Source organism: Halorientalis brevis (assembly GCF_042678165.1).
Classification (GTDB): domain Archaea; phylum Halobacteriota; class Halobacteria; order Halobacteriales; family Haloarculaceae; genus Halorientalis; species Halorientalis brevis.
On record NZ_JBHUDJ010000003.1, the window covers coordinates 493,814 to 517,063 of the forward strand.

23 protein-coding genes are annotated in these 23,250 nt (G+C 64.4%); 5 read left to right on the plus strand and 18 right to left on the minus strand.

The genetic code is table 11. The features are described from left to right. Positions 1–128 precede the first annotated feature (128 nt). The 16 genes from ACFR9U_RS09655 to ACFR9U_RS09730 form a co-directional block, all read right to left on the minus strand. Entirely contained in the window at positions 129–1,646 is a 1,518-nt protein-coding gene (locus ACFR9U_RS09655; protein ID WP_247374250.1) for an NADH-quinone oxidoreductase subunit N, read from the minus strand. Next, the gene (locus ACFR9U_RS09660; RefSeq protein ID WP_247374248.1) at positions 1,647–3,170 is read right to left on the minus strand and encodes a complex I subunit 4 family protein; all 1,524 of its coding nucleotides are present in this window, start codon (positions 3,168–3,170) and stop codon (positions 1,647–1,649) included. Then, on the minus strand, positions 3,171–5,276 hold the full coding sequence (gene nuoL / locus ACFR9U_RS09665; protein ID WP_247374245.1) for an NADH-quinone oxidoreductase subunit L: 2,106 nt from the start codon (positions 5,274–5,276) through the stop codon (positions 3,171–3,173). 1 nt (position 5,277) lies between these two features. After that, positions 5,278–5,583 carry an NADH-quinone oxidoreductase subunit NuoK gene (gene nuoK, locus ACFR9U_RS09670; RefSeq protein ID WP_247374234.1) on the minus strand — a complete coding sequence of 102 codons (306 nt, stop codon included), beginning with the start codon at positions 5,581–5,583 and terminating at the stop codon, positions 5,278–5,280. Continuing rightward, positions 5,584–5,949: an NADH dehydrogenase subunit 6 gene (locus ACFR9U_RS09675; RefSeq protein WP_247374231.1), complete on the minus strand. Its 366-nt coding sequence runs from the start codon at positions 5,947–5,949 to the stop codon at positions 5,584–5,586. Beyond that, positions 5,946–6,221 carry an NADH-quinone oxidoreductase subunit J gene (locus tag ACFR9U_RS09680; protein WP_247374229.1) on the minus strand — a complete coding sequence of 92 codons (276 nt, stop codon included), beginning with the start codon at positions 6,219–6,221 and terminating at the stop codon, positions 5,946–5,948. The genes ACFR9U_RS09675 and ACFR9U_RS09680 overlap by 4 nt, the downstream gene beginning before the upstream one ends. A gap of 159 nt (positions 6,222–6,380) precedes the next feature. Then, a complete protein-coding gene (locus tag ACFR9U_RS09685) occupies positions 6,381–7,145 on the minus strand; it encodes a hypothetical protein (RefSeq protein WP_247374227.1) in 765 nt (254 codons plus the stop codon). Positions 7,146–7,344: 199 nt separating this feature from the next. Then, positions 7,345–7,806 carry a NuoI/complex I 23 kDa subunit family protein gene (locus ACFR9U_RS09690; RefSeq protein WP_247374225.1) on the minus strand — a complete coding sequence of 154 codons (462 nt, stop codon included), beginning with the start codon at positions 7,804–7,806 and terminating at the stop codon, positions 7,345–7,347. 37 nt (positions 7,807–7,843) lie between these two features. Next, entirely contained in the window at positions 7,844–8,911 is a 1,068-nt protein-coding gene (locus ACFR9U_RS09695; protein WP_247374222.1) for a complex I subunit 1/NuoH family protein, read from the minus strand. After that, positions 8,911–10,590 carry an NADH-quinone oxidoreductase subunit D gene (locus ACFR9U_RS09700; protein ID WP_247374220.1) on the minus strand — a complete coding sequence of 560 codons (1,680 nt, stop codon included), beginning with the start codon at positions 10,588–10,590 and terminating at the stop codon, positions 8,911–8,913. The genes ACFR9U_RS09695 and ACFR9U_RS09700 overlap by 1 nt, the downstream gene beginning before the upstream one ends. Further along, the gene (locus ACFR9U_RS09705; protein WP_379814345.1) at positions 10,587–11,222 is read right to left on the minus strand and encodes an NADH-quinone oxidoreductase subunit B; all 636 of its coding nucleotides are present in this window, start codon (positions 11,220–11,222) and stop codon (positions 10,587–10,589) included. The genes ACFR9U_RS09700 and ACFR9U_RS09705 overlap by 4 nt, the downstream gene beginning before the upstream one ends. Before the next feature lie 47 nt (positions 11,223–11,269). After that, a complete protein-coding gene (locus ACFR9U_RS09710; protein ID WP_247374216.1) occupies positions 11,270–11,683 on the minus strand; it encodes an NADH-quinone oxidoreductase subunit A in 414 nt (137 codons plus the stop codon). A 325-nt stretch (positions 11,684–12,008) separates the two neighbouring features. Continuing rightward, entirely contained in the window at positions 12,009–12,698 is a 690-nt protein-coding gene (locus tag ACFR9U_RS09715) for a hypothetical protein (protein ID WP_247374213.1), read from the minus strand. Between the two features lie 184 nt (positions 12,699–12,882). Beyond that, the gene (locus ACFR9U_RS09720; protein ID WP_247374211.1) at positions 12,883–13,530 is read right to left on the minus strand and encodes an AIR carboxylase family protein; all 648 of its coding nucleotides are present in this window, start codon (positions 13,528–13,530) and stop codon (positions 12,883–12,885) included. Next, positions 13,527–14,681: a 5-(carboxyamino)imidazole ribonucleotide synthase gene (locus ACFR9U_RS09725; protein WP_247374202.1), complete on the minus strand. Its 1,155-nt coding sequence runs from the start codon at positions 14,679–14,681 to the stop codon at positions 13,527–13,529. Before ACFR9U_RS09725 ends, ACFR9U_RS09720 begins: the two co-directional genes overlap by 4 nt. A gap of 72 nt (positions 14,682–14,753) precedes the next feature. Further along, positions 14,754–16,526 carry a flippase activity-associated protein Agl23 gene (locus ACFR9U_RS09730; protein WP_247374200.1) on the minus strand — a complete coding sequence of 591 codons (1,773 nt, stop codon included), beginning with the start codon at positions 16,524–16,526 and terminating at the stop codon, positions 14,754–14,756. Between the two features lie 100 nt (positions 16,527–16,626). On the opposite strand from ACFR9U_RS09730, the gene ribH reads away from it, so the two are divergent. The 4 genes from ribH (at position 16,627) to ACFR9U_RS09750 (ending at position 20,138) form a co-directional block, all read left to right on the plus strand. Further along, positions 16,627–17,031: a 6,7-dimethyl-8-ribityllumazine synthase gene (gene ribH / locus ACFR9U_RS09735; protein WP_247374198.1), complete on the plus strand. Its 405-nt coding sequence runs from the start codon at positions 16,627–16,629 to the stop codon at positions 17,029–17,031. After that, entirely contained in the window at positions 17,028–18,176 is a 1,149-nt protein-coding gene (locus tag ACFR9U_RS09740; protein ID WP_345893344.1) for a pyridoxal phosphate-dependent aminotransferase, read from the plus strand. The genes ribH and ACFR9U_RS09740 overlap by 4 nt, the downstream gene beginning before the upstream one ends. Before the next feature lie 63 nt (positions 18,177–18,239). Continuing rightward, complete coding sequence (locus ACFR9U_RS09745) at positions 18,240–18,743, plus strand: hypothetical protein (RefSeq protein ID WP_247374185.1); 504 nt, start codon at positions 18,240–18,242, stop codon at positions 18,741–18,743. A 114-nt stretch (positions 18,744–18,857) separates the two neighbouring features. Beyond that, positions 18,858–20,138 carry a TIGR00341 family protein gene (locus ACFR9U_RS09750; RefSeq protein WP_247374182.1) on the plus strand — a complete coding sequence of 427 codons (1,281 nt, stop codon included), beginning with the start codon at positions 18,858–18,860 and terminating at the stop codon, positions 20,136–20,138. A gap of 9 nt (positions 20,139–20,147) precedes the next feature. Here the strand turns inward: ACFR9U_RS09750 and ACFR9U_RS09755 are convergent, their stop codons facing one another. Both ACFR9U_RS09755 and ACFR9U_RS09760 read right to left on the minus strand, forming a co-directional pair. After that, positions 20,148–20,600, minus strand: a complete 453-nt coding sequence (locus tag ACFR9U_RS09755) for an FAD synthase family protein (RefSeq protein ID WP_247374180.1) — start codon at positions 20,598–20,600, stop codon at positions 20,148–20,150. Then, the gene (locus ACFR9U_RS09760; RefSeq protein ID WP_247374178.1) at positions 20,597–21,085 is read right to left on the minus strand and encodes a Mov34/MPN/PAD-1 family protein; all 489 of its coding nucleotides are present in this window, start codon (positions 21,083–21,085) and stop codon (positions 20,597–20,599) included. The genes ACFR9U_RS09755 and ACFR9U_RS09760 overlap by 4 nt, the downstream gene beginning before the upstream one ends. A gap of 107 nt (positions 21,086–21,192) precedes the next feature. Between ACFR9U_RS09760 and ACFR9U_RS09765 the strand changes: the two genes are divergently transcribed. Then, a complete protein-coding gene (locus tag ACFR9U_RS09765) occupies positions 21,193–23,103 on the plus strand; it encodes a DHH family phosphoesterase (protein ID WP_247374155.1) in 1,911 nt (636 codons plus the stop codon). Positions 23,104–23,250 lie beyond the last annotated feature (147 nt).

Here is a 23,250-nt window from a genome sequence, read left to right on the forward strand (position 1 = left end):
TTCGACGACTCGCGGCTTTCCAGACTTTCTGAACGAGGTGCCGAGCCAACGCTCCGGCCGAGTACTGCGACTTCGCTGCCGCTGTGAGCGTTCGAGTCGGGCAGAAAAACGAATCGCGTGTTCGGTGGTTAGAACAGCATCGCGGCGGCGTCGGTCGCCGTGCTGGAGACGGGACCGAACGCGACCAGCAGCAGGAACGTCATGACGCCGGCGGCGACGACCGCGGCGTACAGGCCCGTCGGGTACGAGGAGACCTCGAAGCTCCCGTCGGGTTCCTCGATCCACATCGCCTTGACGACCCGCGAGTAGTAGAACAGCGACAGCGCGCTGTTGACGATGAGCGCCGCGGCCAGCAGCCACGCGCTCGCGCTCGTCGCCGCGACCAGCAGGGCGTACTTCGAGAAGAAGCCGCCGCCGATCGGGAGCCCGGCGAGGCTAAAGAGGAAGATGGTCATCGCGGTACAGGCGATCGGTGCCTGCTTGGCGAGTCCGTTGTAGTCCTCGAAGGTGCGCCCGACACCCCAGTACTCGGCGAGTGCGATGAACAGGAACGCGCCCGTGTTCATGAAGCCGTAGACGAACAGGTGCATCATGCTGGCTCCGAGCGCGAAGCTCTGGTCAGCAGCACCCGAGAGCACGGCCAGCCCGATCAGCGCGTAGCCGGCGTGTCCGATCGAGGAATACGCCAGCATGCGCTTGACCTTGTCCTGCGTTGCAGCCGCGAAGTTCCCGAGCGTCATCGTCACCACTGCCAGGACCGTAAAGGCCAGGCCCCAGTCGATGGCGACGCCGGCGACCGCTTCGATCGGGAACGCGACGGTGAACACGCGGAACGCCAGGACGAACCCGGCGGCCTTCGAGGCCGACGAGAGGAAGCCCGAGATCGGTGCGGGTGCGCCTTCGTAGGCCTCCGGCGCCCAGAAGTGGAACGGGACGGAGGCGGTCTTGTAGGCGACGCCGCCGACGATCATCAGGATGCCGACGCCGAGGATGCCGGGGTCGAGCAACTCGCCAGCCGTGATGACGCTCGCGATGGCCGGCAGTTTCAGGACGCCGGTCGCGGCGTACACCAGACTGATCCCGTACGCGAAGACGGCCGAGGACAGCGCGCCGATGAGGAAGTACTTCAGGCCCGCCTCGACGCTCCCGCGGTTGTTCTTGAGGAACGCGACGAGCGCGAACGAGGGCAGGCTCGCGAGTTCGAGGCTCACGAACGCCGTGGCGAGGCTGTTGGCCGAAGCCATCAGGCTCATCCCCGTCGCAGCGAGCATCACGAGCGCGTAGTACTCGGCCTCGTAATCGTGCCCTTTCAGGTAGTCGTAGCTCGCGACGGTGACGAGCGCTGCCACGCTCGCGAAGATGAACGTGAAGAACAGGCTCATCCCGTCGACGACGAGTGCCCCGCTGAACTGGACGATCGCACCGCCGGTGCGTTCCATGCCGGTCCCAGCGACGAGGAACCAGCCGGTGATCACAAGCGCAACCAGCGAGCCGAGGCTCGCGATTCCGGCCAGCAGGCCCGGCGCGCTCGAATCTGGGTCGATACTGTCCACCACGAGCAGCACCAGCGCCGTCAGTCCGAGGGCGAGGGTGGGTGCCAGCGACGTCCACAGCGGCAGCGGCGCGCCGGATTGTAGCGGAATCATTTAGGCACCACCTCCCAGCATCGGCGTAATCGCATCTTGGATCATCGTGTAGAACAGGTCCGGTGCGACACCGAGCGCGATGACGAGCAGGAGCAGGACGATCAGTGGTGCGACGTCCTGGAACGGCGCGCGTCCGACCTCGTAGTCAGTTTCGAGCCGGAACGGCCCGAACAGCGTCTTCTGCATCGCCCGCAGCAGGTAGCCGGCCACGATCACGATACCGAACATCCCGATACCGGTGAACAGCGGTGCGGCCTGGATGACCTCGGAGTGGAACGAACCGAGGAACACGAGCACCTCACCGACGAATCCGGACATGAGCGGCAGGCCCATGTACCCGAACGCCGCGGCGACGAACACGCCGGCGGTGACGGGCATCCGGTCGGCCATCCCGGACATGTCGCCGATCATCCGCGTGTGCGTCTCGTTGTAGATGACGCCGACCGTCATGAACATCAGCCCGGAGATCAGCCCGTGGCTGACCATCTGGAACGTCGCGCCGCCGACGCCGTGTGGCGTGAAGGCGACGAGGCCCAGGATGACGTATCCCATCGACGAGATGGAGGAGTACGCGACGATCCGCTTTAAGTCCTGCTGGGCCAGCGCCAGCATCGCCCCGTAGATGATGCTCACGACGCCGAAGATGGCGATGATCTCCGCGTTGGCCTTCGCCACGTCGGCGAGCATCGTGAAGTTGAACCGCAACAGTGCGTAGGTCCCCATCTTCAGCAGGACGCCGGCCAGGAGCACCGACACCGGGGTCGGTGCTTCGACGTGGGCGTCCGGCAGCCACGTGTGGAACGGAACGACGGGCACCTTGACCGCGAATCCGCCGAACATGGCGATGAACGCCAGGAGCTTCAGCATGCCCGGCTCGATGCCGGCCAGCGAACTGAGCTGGCCGTCGTTCAGTGCCTGGGCGATTTCGGGCAGGCCCAGCGACGTGATCGAGTCGCCGAGGCCGAAGACGAGGGCGAAAAAGCCCACGAACATCACCAGGCTCGCCACGTTCGTGTAGACGAAGAACTTGATGGCGGCGTACTTCCGGCGCGGGCCGCCCCAGACGCCGATCAGCAGGTACATCGGCACGAGGACTGCCTCCCAGAAGACGAACCAGAGGAAAAAGTCCAGTGCGGCGAACACGCCGATGAGGCTCGCCTCCATGAAGAGGACGAGGCCGTAGAACTGGGACTCCCGCTCGTCGATGGGCGTCCACGCGCTGACGATCGCGAGCGTGGTCAGGATGGTGGTCAGCACGATCAGCGGCATGCTGACGCCGTCGAGGCCCACGTGCCAGTTGATCGTGTAGGCACCGAACGAGATCCACTCGGCCATCGTCTCGAAGGCGAGTTCGCCGCCCAGCAGCGCGTTGCCCGAGCCGTCGAAGATGCTGTACATCCAGAGGCTCAGCACGGCCGGGACGACGCTGAGTGCTGCTGCGAACTTGCCGGCGTACTCGTCGGGTGCGAGCATCACGAGCACCGACGACAGCAGTGCCGTGACGAAGAGGAGTTCGACCAGCATCTAGAACCACCCCCCGACGATGCCGAACGCGACAAGCAACAGCGTCAGTCCGAGCGTCAGGAGTGCGGCGTAGTTGCTGACGACACCGGTCTGGATACGGCGGACGCGGTCGCCCGAGAACAGGCTCACGCTACTGATGCCGTTGACGACGCCGTCGATGATTCCCTGGTCGAAGCGGTCGGCTGCACGAGCCAGCGGCAGCGTAAAGCCCTGTGCCAGCCAGACCTGGTACTCGTCCTGGTAGTAGTTGTGCATGAGTATCGTCTTCACACCTCCGAGTTTGTTCGTGTGCTCGGTGGGTTCCGGCCCGCTGTACAGCATCCAGGCCAGCCCTGCACCGAACAGCGCCAGGCCCAGCGAGACGGCGGCCGATGCTAGCATCGTACCGAGTTCGCCGAGCGGGTAGGCCGCGGAGACGCCCGCGACTTCTTCGAGCACCACTTCGTAGTGGTGCAGTCCAGTGCCGAACTCATCGGCGACGAGTTCAGATCCGCCGAGCCACGTGTGCAGGAAGTCGATGTGTGCACCCGTGATCTTCGCGACCGGGGCCATGTTGATGAACCCGATCGTCGCTGCCAGAATCCCGAGAACGGCGAGTGGAACCTTGACGTTCCAGCGCACGCCGTGTGGGTCCTCTGCGGTGTCGGACCGCGGCTCACCGTGGAACGTGAGCAGGACCATCCGGAAGGTGTAGAACCCGGTGAAGAACACCGCCAGCAGACCCATCGCCCACGCGGCGAGGAACAGCGGGTTTCCGCCAAGCCCGTGGATGAGCGCCTCGAACAGCACTTCGTCTTTGGACCAGAAGCCCGAGAACGGGACGATGCCAGCGAGTGCGAGCGATCCGGAGAGGAACGCGTAGTAGGTCACGGGCATCTTCTCTTTCAGGCCGCCCATGTCCCACATGTTCTCGTTGTGGTGCATCGCGATGATGACCGACCCTGCGCCGAGGAAGAGGAGGGCTTTGAACACGGCGTGGGTCGTCAGGTGGAACACAGCAGCGATGTAGCCACCCGAACCCAGCGCGAGCATGATGTACCCGTACTGGGAGATGGTGGAGTACGCCAGCACCTGCTTGATCTCCTGTTTGACGACGCCCATCGTCGCGGCGACGAGCGCCGTGAACCCGCCCGTCAGCGCGATGATCGCGAGCGCCGTCGGCGACAGCGCGTAGAACCCGTACATGCGCGCGACGAGATAGACGCCGGCCGCGACCATCGTCGCCGCGTGAATGAGCGCGGAGACGGGGGTCGGACCTTCCATCGCGTCGGGCAGCCACGTGTGCAGCGGGAACTGCGCGGACTTGCCGATCACACCGCCCAGTACGAGCACGCCCAGGATCGTGATCCACTCCTGAGCACCGAACGGCACGAGGCTGAGCATCTCGCTCGCGGCCTCGGGCGTCTCTCCGCCCGTGAGCATCTGTTCGGCCATGTGCGGGAAGCTGTGGAGCGTCGTCCCGTCGCCGTGGACGCTCGCGAACAGCCCCGTGCCGAAGGTCGCGAAGATGCCGACGACGCCGATCAGGAAGAAGAAGTCACCGAAGCGGGTGACCAGGAACGCCTTCTTCGCTGCGCTCGGCGGGCCGTCCTCGCGGAACCAGAAGCCGATGAGCAGGAACGAACACAGGCCCACCAGCTCGAAGAACATGAACGCCATCAGGATGTTGTCCGAGAACACGAAGGCGAGCATGCTGAAGCTGAACAGCGAGAGGGAGGCGTAGTAGCGTGCCAGCCCCGTCTCGCCCTCGTCGTTCATGTATCCGAGCGAGAAGATGAACACGAGCAGTGCGATCAACGAGACGATGACCAGCATGAGCGCCGACAGGGGATCGATGTACACGCCCAGATGCAGGTCGAACGTGTTGATCCCGGACACCCAGTGCCAGATCGTCGCGTGATGGGCCGTTTCACCGGGAAGGATCCCGGCGACGGTCAGTAGGGTCGCAATCGAAATCGCCAGCGAGCCGGCGAGCGCGAAGATGCCGGCTAATGCACCTCCCTTGGGCATGTAACGCCCGAACAGCAGCGAGATCAGGAAGGAGACGAACGGGAGTGCCGCTATCGCGGGCACGAACGCGTACGCGGTGAGTGTTTCTCCTGCCATCTTACCACCTCATCGTCGTCGCTTTGGTCACGTCGACGTCCTGGAAGTTCCGGTAGAGAACCATGATGATGCCGATACCGACCGCCACTTCGGCGGCCGCTAACGCCATCGTGAACAGGGAAAAGACCTGTCCCGTGAGGTTGCCCCACAGGAACGAGAACGCGACGAGGTTGATGTTCGCTGCGTTGAGCATCAGCTCGACCGACATCAGGAAGATGAGCGCGTTCTTTCGCGTCAGGATGCCGAACAGGCCGATACAGAATACGCCCGCCGACAGGACGAGGTAGTACTCGGCTGGAACGGCCATTCAGTCGTCACCTCCCTCGTCGTTTTCGAGCGTGCGCCGGATGTCCCGACCGCCGTCGGTCAGTGCGCCGCGGACGCTCCCTTCCTCGCGTCGGGCGAGCATGACCGCGCCGACCAGCGCGGCGACCAGCACGACGTCGATGATCTCGAACACGACCAGGAACTGCTCGCTCTCGTAGGCAGCCAGGTCGCCCATGTTGAACATCGCGTAGCCGATCGACGCGGTGATCGAGCCGCTTCCGGGGAAGCCGGCTGCGCTGGGCAGGTCAGCACCCAGGAACACGACGGCCAACACGGCGAACAGCGCGGCCGCGGCCAGCCCGGTGAGCCAGTTCGCCTCGGTCGCGATCTCGGGTCGGGTAGTCATGTGGTCACCTCACTTAGCTCGTCCATGCTCTCCTGGCGGGTGAGCATGACGGCGAAGGTGATCAGGATCAGCACACCGCCCACGTACACGAGTATCTGCATCGCCGCCACGAATTCGGCGCGCAACATCACGTAGTGGACGGCCACGCTCAGCAGTGCGATCCCGAGCATGAGCGCGGAGTGCCACACGTCCCGGAGTAGGACGACGCCCAGGGCGCTCGCGAGGGTTACGAACGCGAACAACCCGAACGCTATGGTTTCGTACAGTGCCATCTTACATGAGTCTCCTTCCGGCGGGCCTTTGAAGATTTCTTTATCAAATTCACGCGCGTGCGCTATGACCCCTCGAATCTGCCAACTAATCCACGGTTATTTTGTGCTCGGGGTGTGAACTACGTGTGACAATTCGTCACAACTGGTCCTCCGGTGTCACTAAGACCGGCTTTCGACCGGGAGTTTTTTAGAGGAGATACCACGCGGAAACGGTACGACGGACCTCCGAGTCGCAAGCGAGTATTTCTGCGGTGAACGAGTGATTGGAGTGCCGGTTTTGCGATCGAGCGGTACCCTAACAGTCACGGAACGAGCGGAATCGCATGGTGTTCGATTCTGCTCGGCGGTCGCACCGAGCGCGCGTCCGACTGCAACGCTGAGGAAGAACGGGATGCCGAGGGTGACCACTGCCATGACGGCGGCGCCGAAAAGCGTGAAGTAGAGCCACAGGCCGCCAGCAGTGAGAAGTGTGATAATGGCTTTACTTGGCTCTCCACTCAGTACGGATGGGAGACCTGGCGCTCCCATCACGAACCTGGCCGCAAGGAAGGCTGCGATGGGCATCGTCCCGGTGAGATAGGTCACGAGTCCAATGGTGCCGCCTACGACTGTCCCGCCCCCTGCTGTCAGGTTGCTTCCACTGTGTTCAGCCAACCGGTTCCAGAGCCACCCGCCGACGTAGCCGGCGTTCAGTACACAAAAGAGACTCATAGCCACCGCTCCGACGACCAACCCGGCGAGTTCGAGGCTGGTCCATTCCCCTGTTGCGAGCGCCTCACGCTGAACGGGATCGAAGATTGCGGTCCCCAGATACACGGTCGCGAACCACACCCCGCTGAAGACGGCCGCAACGCGACAGAAGAGTCGGCGGACATCCGCCGCGTTCGTCGGGTCGTCCACGTATCGACTCACGACCCACTGCATGGGCAAACGTACAGTCTAAGCGACATTCAGCGTTGGGGTCGGTGGGGCCATCATAAAACAAGCATCCGGCGAACGAAGTGAGCCGGCTCACTCCGCGCGAGTATAACGAGCGCGGAGCAAGTTTTAGTCCAGGTTTTGCGAACGAGTGGTTCCCGCAGCGAACGAAGTGAGCGAGGAAACCCGAGTGAGTAAAAAGTGGTTATTGGTAGTCGACTTCGCCGTCGCCTTCGCCGATCCACGCGCCGCGGTCCGGCTCACGCGATTCGAGCGGGTCGATGTCTTTGTACCACGGGACGTTCTTGAGCTGCTCTTTGTTGTAGGCGAGTTCGTCCTTGGTGTCGGCGGTGAACTCGAAGTTCTGGGTGAGCAGGATGGCGTCGACGGGACAGACCTCCTCGCAGAGTCGGCAGTAGATACACTGGCCGATGTGGAGGTTGTACTGCTCGCCGTTGCGCTGTTCGTCGGTGACGATGTTGATCGTGTTGTTCGGGCAGACGTTCTCACACTGCCGACACCAGATGCAGCGTTCCTGGCTGAACTTGTGAACGCCGCGGAAGCGCGGGCTCACGTCGGGTGCGGTGTCTGGATACTCGACGGTGAACGTCTCGCCGTCGAGCGCGTGTTTCATCGTCGTCGCCATGCCTTTGAGGAGTCCGATCATTGGTAGTCACCTCCGGTCGTGGAACGCGTCGAGTACATCAGACGACCACCCCCACGAGGACGGCCGTCAGGACGAGGTTCGCCAGCGAGAGCACGAGCATGCCCTTCCAGCCGATCTCGATGAGCTGGTCGATGCGCACGCGGGGGAGCGCCGACCGCGCCCACTGCGTGAACAGGAACACGCCCCAGATCTTGATGACGAACCAGACGATCCCCGGCAGGACCGGGCCGGCCGGGCCGCCGAGGAAGATCGTCGCGATGATGGCACCGCCGAGGAACACGTGGATGAACTCGCCCAGGTACAGCAGGACGAAGTACACCGACGAGTACTCGGTCTGGTACCCGGCGACGATCTCGGTCGGCGCCTCGGGGATGTCGAACGGGTTCCGTCCGACCTCCGCGAGGTTCGCGACCATGAACAGCACGAACGCGAACGGGTTCACGAACGCGTACCACGACGGGATGGCCAGGCCACCGATCGAGAACAGCGTCTCGGTCTGTGCGGCGACGATCTCGCTCATCTGCAGCGTGCCCGCGAAGATGACGACGGACGCGCCGGTCAGTACCAGCGGGATCTCGTAGGCCAGGTTCTGCGCGACTGCACGCAGCGAGCCGAGGAACGAGTACTTGTTGTTCGATGCGTAGCCGGCCATCACGAGGCCGATTGACGCGATCGAGGCGACGGCGAAGACGTACGCCAGCCCCGTCTCGGGGTCGGCGACCTGGATACCGTTGCCCATCGGGATGACCGCGAAGCCGAGCAGCGCCGAGCTCGCGAGCACGAGCGGCGCGAGGTCGTAGGCCGGGCGGTCGACTTTTTCCGGAACGATGAGTTCCTTCGAGAGGAGTCGAACCGCGTCAGCCACGATGATGAGCAGGCCGAACGGTCCGACTCGGTTGATCGCGATGCGGTCCGTGAACGCGGCCGTGATCTTCCGCTTCGCCCAGATGACCAGTGCCGTGTTCGTCAGCATGAACGTGCCGACCAGCGCCGACGCGATGATCGCTGCCAGGAAGAAGTGCAGCGGATTGTCGGCGTTGAGACCCAGCAGGTCGACGAGGGTCTCCGGCAGCGGTGCACTCGGTGCGTTCTGGAGCGGTACCATCACCGATCCACCTCCCCGAGCACGATGTCGAGGCTACCAAGCGACGCGACCATGTCCGGGATGTACTCGCCCTCGGACATCACGGGCAGCGTCTGCAGGTTCGAGAAACACGGGCTGCGGATCTTGAACCGGGCGGGCTTGTCCGTCCCGTCCGAGCGGATGTAGATCCCGAGTTCGCCCTTGGCCCCTTCGACCGCGCGGTAGATCTCCGTGTCGGGGTCGGGCTTGAGCGTCCGCGGGACGTTGGCCTGAATCTCGCGCTCGTCTTCGGGCCAGTCCTCCAGCAGGTCGACACACTGCCCGATGATCTTCGCGGACTCCTCGACCTCCTGCATGCGCACGAGGACGCGCGCGTAGTTGTCGCAGCCGTCCTCGGTGACGACGTCCCAGTCGAGTTCGTCGTAGTAGCCGTACGGGTCGTCGCGCCGCAGGTCGTAGTCGATGCCCGAGCCACGAGCGACCGGGCCGGTCGCGCCGTAGTTCTTGGCGACCTCCGGCTCCAGCACGCCGGTGTCGACACACCGGAGCTGGAAGATCTCGTTGCTCGTGATGAGGTTGTGGTACTCCTCTAGCTTCTCCGGCATGCCGTCGAGGAAGTCACGAATCTTCTCGAAGAACTCCTCGCGGGGTTCGGGCAGGTCCCACACGACGCCACCGAGCCGGAAGTAGTTGAACATCAGCCGCTGGCCGGTGAGGTCTTCGAGGATGTCCTGTGCGATCTCGCGGTCGCGAATGCCGTACTGGAAGATCGCCGTGAAGTCGCCGTAGACGTCCAGCGCGAACGTCGCGAGCGCGAGCATGTGCGAGGCGATGCGGGAGAGTTCCGCGCCCATCGTCCGGATGACCTGGGCGTATTCGGGCACCTCGATGTCTGCGAGGTCCTCCGCGGCGCGCGCGTACGCCCACTCGTTCAGCAGCCCCGCCGAGATGTAGTCCCAGCGGTCCGGGTACGGCATGATCTGGTGGCGGTACGTTCCCTGCTGACAGAGCTGCTCCTCACAGCGGTGGAGATAGCCGATGTCGGGGTCGAGGTCGGCCACCTGCTCGCCGTCCAGGACGGTCTTGACGTGCAGGACGCCGTGCGTCGCAGGGTGGTGCGGGCCGATGTTGATGAACATCGTGTCCGAGTTCTCGCCCGCACGGTGGTCCTCCTGCAGCGGGTTGGCGTGCTCGCGCAGCGAGACGATCTGGGGCTGGGTCTGATTGTAGTCCAGCGACAGGGGATGGCCCTGCCAGGTCTCGGGCAGGAGGATGCGGCGCAGGTCCGGGTGATCCTCGTACTCGATGCCGACGAGGTCGTAGGCCTCCCGCTCGTGCCAGTCTGCGGTTCGATAGACGTCGTTCGCGCTCTGACTGACCGGATCGTCTTTGCTGGTCGGCACGACGACCGACAGCTCCTGCGTCGGGTCGTCGTACTTCTTGAGGTGGTAGATGGACTCGTAGCGGTCCTGGTACTCCTGGGCAGTGACGCACGAGCAGTGGTCGAAACCGGCGTCCTGCTTCAGCGTGCTGAGTGCGTCCTGGACGTCGTCGGGACGGACGACGAACCCCTCGGCGTTGACGTGCTCCTCGCGGTCGAGGACCAGGTCACCCAGGAGGGTTTCCAGAGCGTCGTAGTCGAGGCCGTCGTCGGTGACGCCGACTTCCATCTCGGCGTCGCGTGGTTCTTCTAAACTCATGGCGAATCAGTCCAGTTATAGCGCATGACGAGGTCGTCCTCGTCGATCTGGTCGGCGAGCTTCTGGACGATCTCGTCGCGTTCGAGGTCGCCGAACTGCTCCAGCTCGTAGGGTTTGACCGTCACGGGTGCGGACTCGCCGTTGGCGACACGTTCCTGGAGCTTCGCGACTCCGTAGATGAGTGCCTCCGGGCGCGGCGGACAGCCGGGGACGTGAATGTCCACCGGAATGACTTCCTCTGCACCTTTGATGACGTTGTATCCTTCCTGGAACGGGCCACCAGAGATCGTACACGAGCCCATGCCGACGACGAACTTCGGCTCGGGCATCTGGTCGTAGACGCGCTTCATCCGGGGCGCGAACTTCGAGACGATCGTCCCCGGAACGATAATCACGTCAGCCTGTCGTGGTGACGCACGCGGAACCCCTGCACCGAAGCGGTCCAGGTCGTGTTTGATCGCGTACGTGTGAATCATCTCGATGCTGCAGCAGGCGATTCCGAACTGCAGCATGAACATCGAGGAACCCCGGACCCAGTTCATGAACTTGTCGAACTTCGTGAGGATGAACGGCGACGAGCCGAACGCCTCCCGAAGCGGTGAGTTGAACCGGTTGTCCGCTTCCTGCCCCATCCGGGCTTCCTGCGTCGAAAGTGAGTCGTTTGTCGTGTCGTTACTGCTCATTGGTTTGTCCTCCGTTCACTCGCAGCCCGCGGGGAGCGGACCCATTTGACTGCGCCGTTGCGCCAAGCCCACCCGAGACCGATGACGAGTACGCCGATGAACACCAGCATCGGCGCCAGGGCCTTGTCCAGCCCGACGCCGCTCTCCAGTGCGCTCCGGTAAATGACCGTCCAGGGGAAGATGAGGACGGTCTCGATGTCGAAGACAACGAACAGGAGCGCGACCATGTAGTACTGGATGTTGAACCGTATGCGGGTGTCACCCGTCGGAATTTCACCGCTCTCGTAGGTGGTGAGTTTCCCTTGCTCGGGCACGCTTGGCCGGAGAAGCTTTGAAATCGCCATCATCCCAAGTGGGATGAGTACACCAACCAGCGCCAGCGCCCCGATGGCTATCCATGGATTGCTCATCCGTGTGCACCTATCGTTTTGCGGGTTAGGAACGGGGCCATATAAGGGTTCATTCTTCCGGATTTGGCCCCGCTCGTTACTTCCTCGGGCGAGCGGTCACCGGTGTTCCCCGACCTCGACTTCGCATACCCTACCCGCATCTACCTGCCGGGAACCGGGTACAGAGGATGCTACGAGCCGTAGTAACGCCGTATGCACTCGTCTGCCAACTGACGATCGCTGCTTCGTAAGCTGGTCTTTCTGGCTCCCGTCACGGCTCGATCCAGTGGAAGCGTCGGGACTACGCTCGACGGAGGCGACGCATCGGCGCGCACCCGACGGAACGCTACGGCCGGTTCGAATCGACGAGTTCCATCGTCAGGAAGGTTTGTCCGGCCTGCGAACCGCGCATCGAGACGGCGAAGGGATAGTCCTCGTTGACGCAGGTCCGGAGTTGCTGCTGGGAGTCTTCGGGGACGACGACGTACTCGGTACACTGAATGCCGTTCACGGTTGTTTCTCCCTGCGGTGCGACCGTCGCAGTTCGGCCAGCCACCGAACTGTTCGTCGGGAGTTCGTTGCCGTCGACGGTGAAGTTCTGACCGGACCCGTCGCCCATCCCAGCGATCGCGAGCGGCGCGCGTGCGTAGACGAACATCCCAGCCACCTCGTCACGACCCGCTTTTCGCACGATCTCGCTGTGCGTTCCCGTGATCGTCGTGTTCTTGGTCGTGTCTCCGTTGCTGGAGGTGACCTCGACTGTCACGTCGTCACCGTCCACTGCGACGACTGTCCACGTCTCCGTCGCCGTCGATCCGAACAACGAGCTGTCGTAGGTGTACGACTCACCGTCAGTGAACTCGTAGGTCGAGAGTCCGATCTCCCCTGGATCTGACCCACCCCCGTCCCCTTCCGCGGGTGCGTCTGTGGGCGCGTCCGTGGTGGGTGACTGTCCGCCGGTGTTACAGCCTGCCAGTACCAGCAACAGACTCATCAACAGGACGCCGACAGTCTGCCGGGTTGCTAATCGTCCCATGCCAGCTAGTTTGTCTATTGGTCATAAAATGCTATTGTGTGTCAACATATGTTCACCATATTATAACTGAGTGTCACAGTGTTCTGTTATGTGTGGGGTTTTAGAAAATGTGCTTATACTTTCGGCTACCCGTAGCGGTTACTGAAAGGGCTGGTCGTTCCAGAACAGCGTGGTTCCGGGAGGCTCAGTCCCGCTGCGATTTGAACTCGGGCGTGCCGAGTTCGTGCAGGTCACGCGAGACGTCGCCGACGCCGTCCTGGAGCCCCTCGTGATAGGAGACGAGACGGTCGCGGAGGTCCTCGTGCTGGCGGGCGAGTATCTGGACGGCCGACAGCGCGGCGTTGAACGACTTGCCGGCGTCGACGGCCACGATTGGGGCTCCCTGGGGCATCCCGATGACCGACGGGAGCGACTTCTCCTGGACCGGGACCCCGATGACCGGGAGCGGGTAGGCGATCGAGGCGGTCATGTTCGGCAGGTCGGCGGATTTTCCACCCGCGCCAGCGATGATGACGTCCAGTCCGCGGTCTGCAGCCGTCTCCGCGTAGGTGTACATCAGTCCTGGGGTGCGGTGGGCCGAGACGACGAACGTCTCGAACGTGAACCGCGACTCGGGGGGGTCGTCGTAGTCGGTCTGTTCCTCGAAGCCGAGTTCCTCCGTCAGAACGTCGTACGCGCCGGGGCGGCCCGCTTCGGACCCGGCCATCACGTCGAGGTCCGAGTCGGACCCCATGATGATGCCGATCTCGGGCGTCGCCTCGTCGGGGGTGTCCTGCTGTGCCTGTGCTTCGAGGTCGTCGATGAGTGACTGAACGTTCTCTGCGGTGGTCATGACTGGAAGGTGAGTCCGTCGCGCAGTTCGCGTACCGATTCGAGCAGTTCCGTTGGGTCGTCGTCGGCGTCACCGGTCAGGGTCACGTGGCCCATCTTTCGGAGCTCGTAGACCTCTTTCTTTCCGTACCAGTGGAGGTGTGCCTGCGGGGTCTTGAACACCGACTCTTCGCCGGTGAGCGTTGCGTCCTGACGCTCGGCAACGTCGCCGAGGATGTTGGCCGAGACGGTCGGCGCTCGGCGCTCTGTCGACCCGAGCGGACGGCCGGTCACGGCGCGGACGTGCTGTTCGAACTGGGAGGTGTGACAGCCCTCGATGGTCCAGTGGCCGGAGTTGTGGGGCCGCGGTGCGATCTCGTTGAGCAGGATCTCCTCGCCGGTGTCGAACAGTTCGATCCCGAAGACGCCCCGGCCCTCCATCACGTCGAGGACGTCGGTCGCGACGTCTCGGGCGTCTTTCCGGACCACTTCACTCGCGCGTGCGGGCGAGACTGTTTCGCGGAGGATCTCTTCCTCGTGGATCGTCTCGGTCACGGGGAACGTCGTCGTCTCGTGGGCGCCGCGACAGCCCATGACGGCGAGTTCGCGCTCGAAGTCGAGGAACTCCTCGACCATCGCCGGGCCCGCGATCTCGTCAAACGCCGCCGCGACGTCGTCGGGCGACTCGACGAGGATGTTCCCGCGGCCGTCGTACCCGCCGGTCCGGGCTTTCAGCATCGCGGGATAGCCCAGCTCGTCGAGCGCGTCCCGAAGTTCGTCCTCGGTATCGACCTGTCGGAACGCCGGAACAGGGACGCCCGCGTCCTGAAGCCGTTCTTTCTGGACCAGTTTGTCTTCGATGAGTCGGAGCGTGTCGGGTGCCGGGTGGACCGGCACGCCGGTCTCCTCGCTGACCGCTTCGAGGAGGTCCGGGTCGGCCAGTTCGATCTCGTAGGTGAGGTAGTCGGCGCGTTCGCCGAGTTCGTGGAGCGCGTCGTGGTCGTCGAAGTCTCCGACGACCTGGTCGCGGACGACCGGTGCGGCCGGTGCGTCCGGCGTCGGGTCCGAGACGACGAGTTCGACGCCCAGCGGCCCGGCGGCTTCAGCGAGCATCCGGCCGAGTTGGCCGCCACCGACCACACCCAGCGTCGGTCCTGGCGAGGTGAGTGTCATTGGGCGCCGCTTCCCGAGCGACCTGCTTAAGCGTTGTTACAGCGGGTCGCTCCCCGTCCAACTGCGCCCGAGCTACCCGGTCGCGTTGGGTTCCGTGGCGTAGTCCGGGTGGAACAGGAAGACGGTCTCCGTCCCGTAGGAGCGCAGTTCGTAGGTCGCGAGCCAGTAGTCCGGGAACTCCTGGCGGACCGTGTCTTTCTCGGACTGCCGCGTGATGATGACCGGCGGCGGGTCCGACTCGTACTCGCTCAACTCGGCCGAGTCGTCGGCACAGCTCACCGTCGAGTTCTGCTTCTCGAAGTACCAGGGTAAGGGGAGCGAGTTGAACCACTTCGCGCACGCGGGTTGCCTATCGGCCTCTTCGGCTCCGTCCACGAAGAACGACCCGTACAACAGCACGTCGGTCCCGTTGTCGTGCCGATCCGACGCGGCGGCCATCCGGTCGAGCGACGGCTGGAGGTTGCCGGCGGGCTGTGCGTACTGGACGAGCTTGTTCTCGTCGGACTGGGGTTGCATGTACACCCACTGGCCCGCGGAGAAGGCGACGAAGCCGACGATGACCAGCAACAGCATTGCGCTGAGTCCGACGGACAGTGAGTCGTCACGGGCGAGTGCCGACCGGCCCCAGCGAACGATCACCGCCACCCCGACGGCGGCGGGGATCGCCAGCGGGACGACGGCGTGCATTCCCGCCCACGGTGCTTGGATGTCCGTGATGATCGGGTAGCCGAGCACGGAGACGAAGCCCGCGTAAAAACTGAACGCGACGACGTCTCGCGGCCCGTCCTCTGCGTACCGGTCGACGACGAATCCCAGCACGGCGAGCAGGCACAGCGCCAGCGCGCCGTATCCCAGCGTTTCGAGGAGGTCGCCAAGATACGGGAGGTAGGAGTGGTCCTGGTGGCCGCCGTTGACCCAGAGGCCGAAGAACCGCTTCCAGGAACCGACGACCGCTTCCTCGATGACGGCGGGAAACAGCGTGGGATCGTTCAGCGCGTCGCCGAACGTCGCCGTTCCCTCGAGATCCGTCCCCTCCAGGTCCCCGCGCGGCGCGTAGAAGTACACGATGATAGCCACGAATTCGAGGATCGCGAACAGCAGGGACGGCAGCCAGTGCCAGAGCTTATAGGCGGTCGTTTTGACGTACTCCCACAGCAGCGTCGACCACTTCTGGTCTTGTTCGGTCGCGTAGAGGAGTCGGTGGTCGAGCAAAAGCACTGTCGCGCCCAGCCAGGTCACCAGGTAGATGAGCACGTTCTCTTTGGCGGTGGTCGCGAGCGCGACGCAGGCGACGCCCGCAAAGAGGTATCGCCGCCGGCCGGTGTCGATGAGGCGGACGAACAGCACGAACGCGAACAGCATGAAGAAGGCGACGAGGGGGTCCCCGCGCATGAACCGGGAGTAGTACAGCAAGAGCGGGTTGACGGCGAGCAGCAGCGCCAGCGCCCCGACTTCCACGTCGCGGAGCCGCTCGCGGAGACCGAGGGCTGCCAGCGGCGTCAGGCCACCCAGCAGCGCCACGACCAGGCGCATGTTCGCGTCCGAAACGCCGAACAGATCGAACACGAGCGCGTTGACGTGGTGGTAGAAGGGACCGTGGATGATCGGGCGATAGTACATGTCGCCGGTTTGCATGTAGTCGAGAATCCACCAGCCGACGCGGGCTTCGTCCCAGTGGGCGGTGCGCTCGCCGAGGGCGAACAGGCGGATGAGGAGAGCGAACGCCACGACGGCGCCGACCGCGAGGGTCAGGCGGTCGACGCCGTATCTGGTGAGAAAGCCGGTCTCGGACTGGTGGCTACTATCAGTCGTGGAGGGCGAGTCGTCGTCCTCGACCGTTGCCATTGTGAGTCGTCATGCTCCCGGGGGTTAGGATTCTTCTGGTTCCGGATGCCCGTCGGTGCCGAACGGTATTTCTTTAGGTCCCCGTTGCTATCCCCGCCATATGGTACGGCTCGGACTGGTGGTCGCGAGGTTCAATCGCGACGTCACCGAGGAAATGGAGCGGACGGCCTTGGAAGCCGCCGAGGAACTGGACGCGGAGGTCGTCGAGACCACGCACGTCCCCGGTGCGTACGACGCACCGCTGGCAGCGGATCGGCTGGCTCGTCGGGACGACATCGACGCAGTCACGGTCATCGGCGCCATCAAGTCGGGTGACACCGACCACGACGAGATCATCGGCAACGCGATGGCCCAGGGCCTGACCGAGGTGAGCCTCGACCGAGACACCCCCGTCACGCTGGGCGTCACTGGCCCCGGCATGAGCATGGACGAGGCCCACGCTCGCACCGGCTACGGCGCGAGCGCACTGGAAGGAGCCGTCGACCTCGTGGAGTCACTAGCATGAGCATGGACTTTGCATCCCGCGTACGACGAGTCGAACCGAGCGCAACTCTCGCGATCAGCAACCTGGCGTCCGAACTGGAGGCCGACGGCGTCGACGTCGTGGACCTCTCGGTCGGCGAACCGGACTTCGATACCCCCGAGAACGTCAAACAGGCTGGGAAGGACGCGATGGACGCCGGCCACACCGGCTACACGTCCTCGAACGGCATCCCACAACTCCGAGAGGCCATCGCGAACAAACTGCAGGACGACGGCCTGGACTACGAGGCCGACAACGTCATCGTCACCCCCGGTGGGAAGCAGTCCCTCTTCGAGATCTTCATGTCGCTCATCGACGACGGCGACGAGGTCTGCCTGCTGGACCCCGCGTGGGTCTCCTACGAGGCGATGGTCAAGATGGCCGGCGGCTCGCTGTCCCGGGTCGACCTCTCGCCCCACGACTTCCAGCTCGAGCCCGCGCTGGACGAACTCGCCGACGCGGTCTCTGACGACACCGAACTGCTCGTCGTCAACTCCCCGTCGAACCCCACTGGAGCCGTCTACTCCGACGCCGCCCTCGAAGGCGTCCGCGACCTCGCCGTCGAGCACGACATCACCGTGATCTCCGACGAGATCTACAAGGAGATCACCTACGGCGTCGAGCACACGAGTCTGGGCACGCTCGACGAGATGGGCGACCGCACGATCACGGTCAACGGCTTCTCGAAGGCCTACGCGATGACCGGCTGGCGGCTGGGCTACTTCGCCGGCCCCGAGGAACTGATCTCCCAGGCGGGCAAACTGCACAGCCACTCCGTCTCGTGTGCCGTCAACTTCGTCCAGCACGCGGGCGTCGAAGCACTGGAGAACACCGAGGAGTCCGTCGTCGAGATGCGCGACGCGTTCGAGGAACGGCGCGACATGCTCGCGGACCTGTTCGCCGAGCACGGCGTCGACGTGCCGGTCGGCGACGGCGCGTTCTACATGATGCTCCCGGTCGACGACGACGACCAGGCCTGGTGTGAGGGCGCCATCGAGGACGCCCACGTCGCCACGGTTCCGGGCAGCGCGTTCGGGACGCCCGGTTACGCCCGGCTCTCTTACGCGGCGAGCAAAGAGCGCCTCAAGGAAGGCGTCGACCGACTCGCCGAGAACGGCTACCTGTAGACTCACACCGCTCTTTTACTCTCACCAAGGCGTATATCCCTGGCTGGACAGCAATCGAGTAGGATGATCCAGCGCGCGCTTCCGCTCTTGCTCGTCGCCGCGATGCTGGTCGCTGGCTGTGTGGGTGGCCCCGGCCAGACGCCCACGGACACCGAGACAGCCGTTCCGACCGCGACGGAGTCGCCGTCGACGACGACCGACGAACCGACGCCCGACGAGAACGCGACCGTCGAGTGGCCCGAGGGACCGAAGTCACAACCCGACCGGCCAGCGACCCTCACGACCGAGCGCGTCCGCGAGTTCGCGAAGACCCACGAGTACCGCTACGTGTACAACTCGCTGTGGGTCAACGAGCACACGAACGTGACGCTGGACTGTTCCGTGAACGAGGTCGGCCCCGCCGGCGACGGGTACGAGGCGATCGTGAGCTGTACCGGCTATTCGAACACCCGCGGTCCGACAGCCGGAACGCAGACGGCCACTGACGTCCACGCCGACTGGTTCACGCAGACGTACGTCTACTACGTCGACGATGACTCCCTCCGGCGGACGCGCGCCGACGAGTGAGCGGTTCGGACGCCGCTGGGATCGACACCGATCTGCCTGTGTTCCGGTCGTATGTGGGTGAAAACCGCAAGCGGGCGGACCAATCCTTTTCCGCCGCCTCGGCGTACCGATCCCATGCGGCTCGTGCAGATCTCAGTCTCCGACGACACGCGCGACGCCGTCCTCGACGTGCTTCGTGACAACAATCTCGGCTACACCATCACGGCGGGCGCGGGCGAGCAGTCCGACCGGTCGCTGGTCTCGTTCGTCCTGCCGGCGGACGCCGTCGAGCACGTGCTCGAAGATCTCCGGGAGACCGGGTTCGAGGAGGATCAGTTCACCGTCTCGCTCAGCGCGGAGTTCGCCGAAGTCGAGGGGCTCGACTCCGTCCAGGACCACTGGGCGAACACCTCGAACAAGATCGCTCCGCGAACCCTCCGGTCGAAGGCCAAGGACATCCGGCTGAACACCCGGTCGTACGTCTGGCTGATGTTTCTGAGTACGATCGTCGCCACCGCGGGACTGTTGCTCGGGTCGCCGGCGATCATCGTCGGGTCGATGGTCATCGCCCCGCTTGTCGGCCCGATGCTGACCGCGAGCGTCGGCGCGGTCCGCAATGACCGTCGGATGGTCGTCCAGAGCCTCCACATGCAGGCGCTCGGATTAGGGGTAGCTATCCTCGGCGCCGTCGTCGTGAGCATGCTCGTCCGTGGATTGCAAATCGTGCCGCCCACGCTGGCGATCGAAACGCTGGAACTCGTCGCACTCCGCGTCTCCCCCGGAGTCCTGTCGGCGGCCGTCGGGCTCGCTGCCGGCGCGGCGGGCGCGTTCAGTATCGCCACGAAGGGTCGCGTGAGTCTCGTGGGAGTGATGATCGCGGCTGCCCTCATCCCGACGGCGGCGACGACCGGGATCGCCCTCGCCTGGCAGAACGTCCTCGTCACGGTGGGGTCCCTACTCTTGCTCGTTGTCACCGTCGTGGCCGTCAACGTCGGCGCGTTCGCCGCGTTGCTGTATCTCGGTTACAGACCGGACGAACAGAACAGCGACGGCTCGTTCGTCCCGGAGTCGACGAAAGCCCGGGTCGTCGTCGGGACGACGCTCCTGCTCGCTGCGTTCATCTCCCTGGTCGTCCTCGGTGGGTTCACACAGCAGGCCGTGTTCGAACAGCAGGTCAACGTCGCTGTCTCGAACACGCTGGACGACGGACAGTACGAGAGCCTCCAGTCTGCAGGGCTGACGATGGAGTACACGTCCCCGGTGTTCGTCCAGCAAGAGCCCGTGATTACGGTCACGATCAGCCGCACGTCCGACCGCGAGTTCTCGGAGTTACCGTCGGTGCTCGAGCGCGCCATTCGCGAGAAAACTGGGCGGACCGTCGCCGTTCGAGTCAGGTTCGTCGACTACGAGCACTGAGGCGCGCGGTCAACAGCGCTGGTCGCAGACCCGGTCGATGATGTCGCCGGTCGAGAGCAACTCGTCGTCGTGGTTCGGTTCGCGACCGGACGCGCGACGGACCTCACAGTCGATGCCCCGTTCGTCGAGGGCCTCGGCGATGGAGTCTTCCTCGTGATGCTGGTCGTAGCCGAGGGCGATGACGTCCGGTTCGATGTCGCGGATGGGGACGAAGATGTCCTCGGGATGGCCGATCCGCGCCTCGTCGACGACTTCCAGCGCCGCGACCATGTCCCGCCGTTGCTCGTTCGAGAGCACTGGCGGTTCCTTGTGGGTGACGTTCTCGCGGCGGGCGATGATGACGTGGAGTTCCGTGCCCATCGACGCCGCGTCCGAGAGGTAGTGGACGTGGCCCGGATGGAGGATGTCGAAGGTGCCCTGTGCGACGACTGTCGTCGATGTGTCCGATGGCGATGGCGTCATAGATCGTCTCGTAGTTCCGCGTCGATGTCTGCCTGCGTGAAATCGAAGAACTCCTCATCGGGGAGTTCGACGTCCAGCACGTCCAGGTCGCGGGGATCGCCGTCCTGGTCGAACGCCCGCCAGTCCGTCGGCCCGTAGGGGGCGCCCATGATGATGTGGACGTTGCCCTTGTGGAACGTCTGGAGATCGGCGTCGCTCGGTCTGAGGGCGCCGTTCGGGTGAGAATGGATCGACCCGGCCGCACGCATGTCGTTCGGAATCATGCTCGTTTTGACCGTCGCGCTGACGGGATTGGACTCGGTGCCCGGAATGACGAGCACGTCGGTGATGACCGTCCCGTCTCGTTCGAGGCCGAGTTTCTGTGCGTCCTCGCCGCGGAGGAGTCCCATGTACTCGTTGGGGTGTGCACCCTCCGCAGCTTCGCGGGCGAAGTCGAGGGCCGCCTCGGCGATCCCGAGGATTTCACCCGACCGAAACAGCCGCATAGCTTATTCTCGGTGCGGTTGCCTTCTAAGGGTTCCGGAACCCGCGTGCCGCCTCCAAGAAGACGGTTTCCAAAGCTTGAAACCGGCGAGTGTCGAAGCACGGCTACATGTCTCCAACGCCGACTCCCGACGACGGGGCGGACCTATCCGCCGACGGGGAGCCTGTCGTTTACGACCTCGCCGATGGCTGTACACTCGACGACGTCTCCGAAGGCAACCGCTATCACGCCACGGTCAACGGCGTCGTTGCGTACGGCGTCTTCGTCGACCTCTCGGCTTCGGTTTCAGGACTCGTGCACGAATCGAACCTGGTCGCCGACTACGACGTCGGCGACGAACTGATCGTCGAACTCGCGGAAATCCGTGAGGACGGCGACATCAGTTTCGAGGAAGTGGAACTGGCGAGCTACGAAACCGAACGCGTCGACGCCGGTGCCCAGGTCCCCGTCACGGATCTGGAAGCCGCCGTCGGTGACACGGTGACGCTCGACGGTATCGTCGTACAGATCAAACAGACCGGCGGCCCGACGATCTTCCACGTTCGGGGCGAATCCGGCGTCGTCCCCTGTGCCGCCTTCGAGGAAGCCGGGGTCCGCGCCTATCCCGACGTCGAACTCGACGACGTGGTCCGACTGACCGGACGCGTCGAGCGGCGAGAGGAGTCGGTCCAGATCGAAGTCGACGAGATCGAACGGTTCGAGCCGATGGACGCGAAACCCATCCGCGAGCGACTCGACGACGCCCTCGACGAGCAGGCCGAACCCGCCGAGGTCGAACCGCTCGTCGACTGGCCGGCGTTCGAGAAGCTCCGGCCAGATCTGGAACGCGTCGCCAAACGCCTGCGTGCCGCCGCCCTCGACGGCCGTCCGATCCGGATGCGCCACCACGCCGACGGTGACGGCCTCTGTGCCTCGGTGCCGCTCCAGCTCGCCCTGGAGCGATTCCTCGCCGAGCACCACCACGATCCGGACGCCCCGCGTCACCTCCTCAAGCGCCTCCCGAGCAAGGCCCCCTTCTACGAGATGGAGGACGTCACGCGGGACCTCAACTTCGCACTGGAGAACCGCAAGCGCCACGGCCAGAAACTGCCGATGCTCTGCATGCTCGACAACGGGTCGACCGAAGAGGACACGCCGGCCTACCGCAACCTCGCGCACTACGACGTGCCGATCATCGTCGTCGATCACCACCACCCCGACCCCGACGCGGTCGGCCCGCTCGTCACCGACCACGTCAACCCGTACCTCCACGACGAGGACTACCGGATCACGACCGGGATGCTCTCGGTCGAACTCGCGCGGATGATCGACCCGTCGCTCACGGACGAACTCAGGCACGTCCCGGCCGTCGCCGGGCTGTCCGACCGGTCCCAGGCCGAGGCGATGGACGAGTTCATCGACCTCGCCGCACAGGAAGGGTACGACGAGGCGGACCTGCGCGACATCGGTGAAGCGCTCGACTACGCCACCCACTGGCTCAAGTACAACGACGGGCGCCAGCTCATCAACGACGTCCTGAACGTCAACTGCGACGACCGGGACCGTCACGAGGAACTGGTCGAGTTCCTCGCCGCCCGCGCCGAGCGCGACGTGGAGAAACAGCTCGACGCCGCGATGAGCCACGTCGAACACGAGGAACTCGACAACGGCGCGCACCTCTACCGGATCGACGTCGAGAACTTCGCACACCGGTTCACCTACCCCGCTCCGGGGAAGACGACCGGCGAGATCCACGACCGGAAGGTCCAGGAGACGGGCGATCCCGTCATCACGATCGGTTACGGTCCGGACTTCGCCGTCCTGCGCTCGGACGGCGTCCGTCTCGACATCCCCGAGATGGTCGTCGAACTCACCGAGGAGATCGACGGCGGTGGCGTCTCCGGCGGCGGCCACCTCGTCGTCGGCTCGATCAAGTTCGTCTCTGGCATGCGCGAAGAAGTGCTCGACGCGCTCGTCGAGAAGATGGCCGACGCCGAACTCGACGAGGCGCTCGCAGCCACGTTCCAGGCAGACGAGTAACCCCGTTCGCTGATCGCTGTTCTTCTCCATCGAGTGCCGCAGTGCGCTCCGTCGACCGCTCGGCCTGTGAGTGCAGACAGCGCCTGAACGTGGGAATCCGGTGTCACTGGGTACGCTGAGGTCGAACACGCGATATGCCAGAGCGTG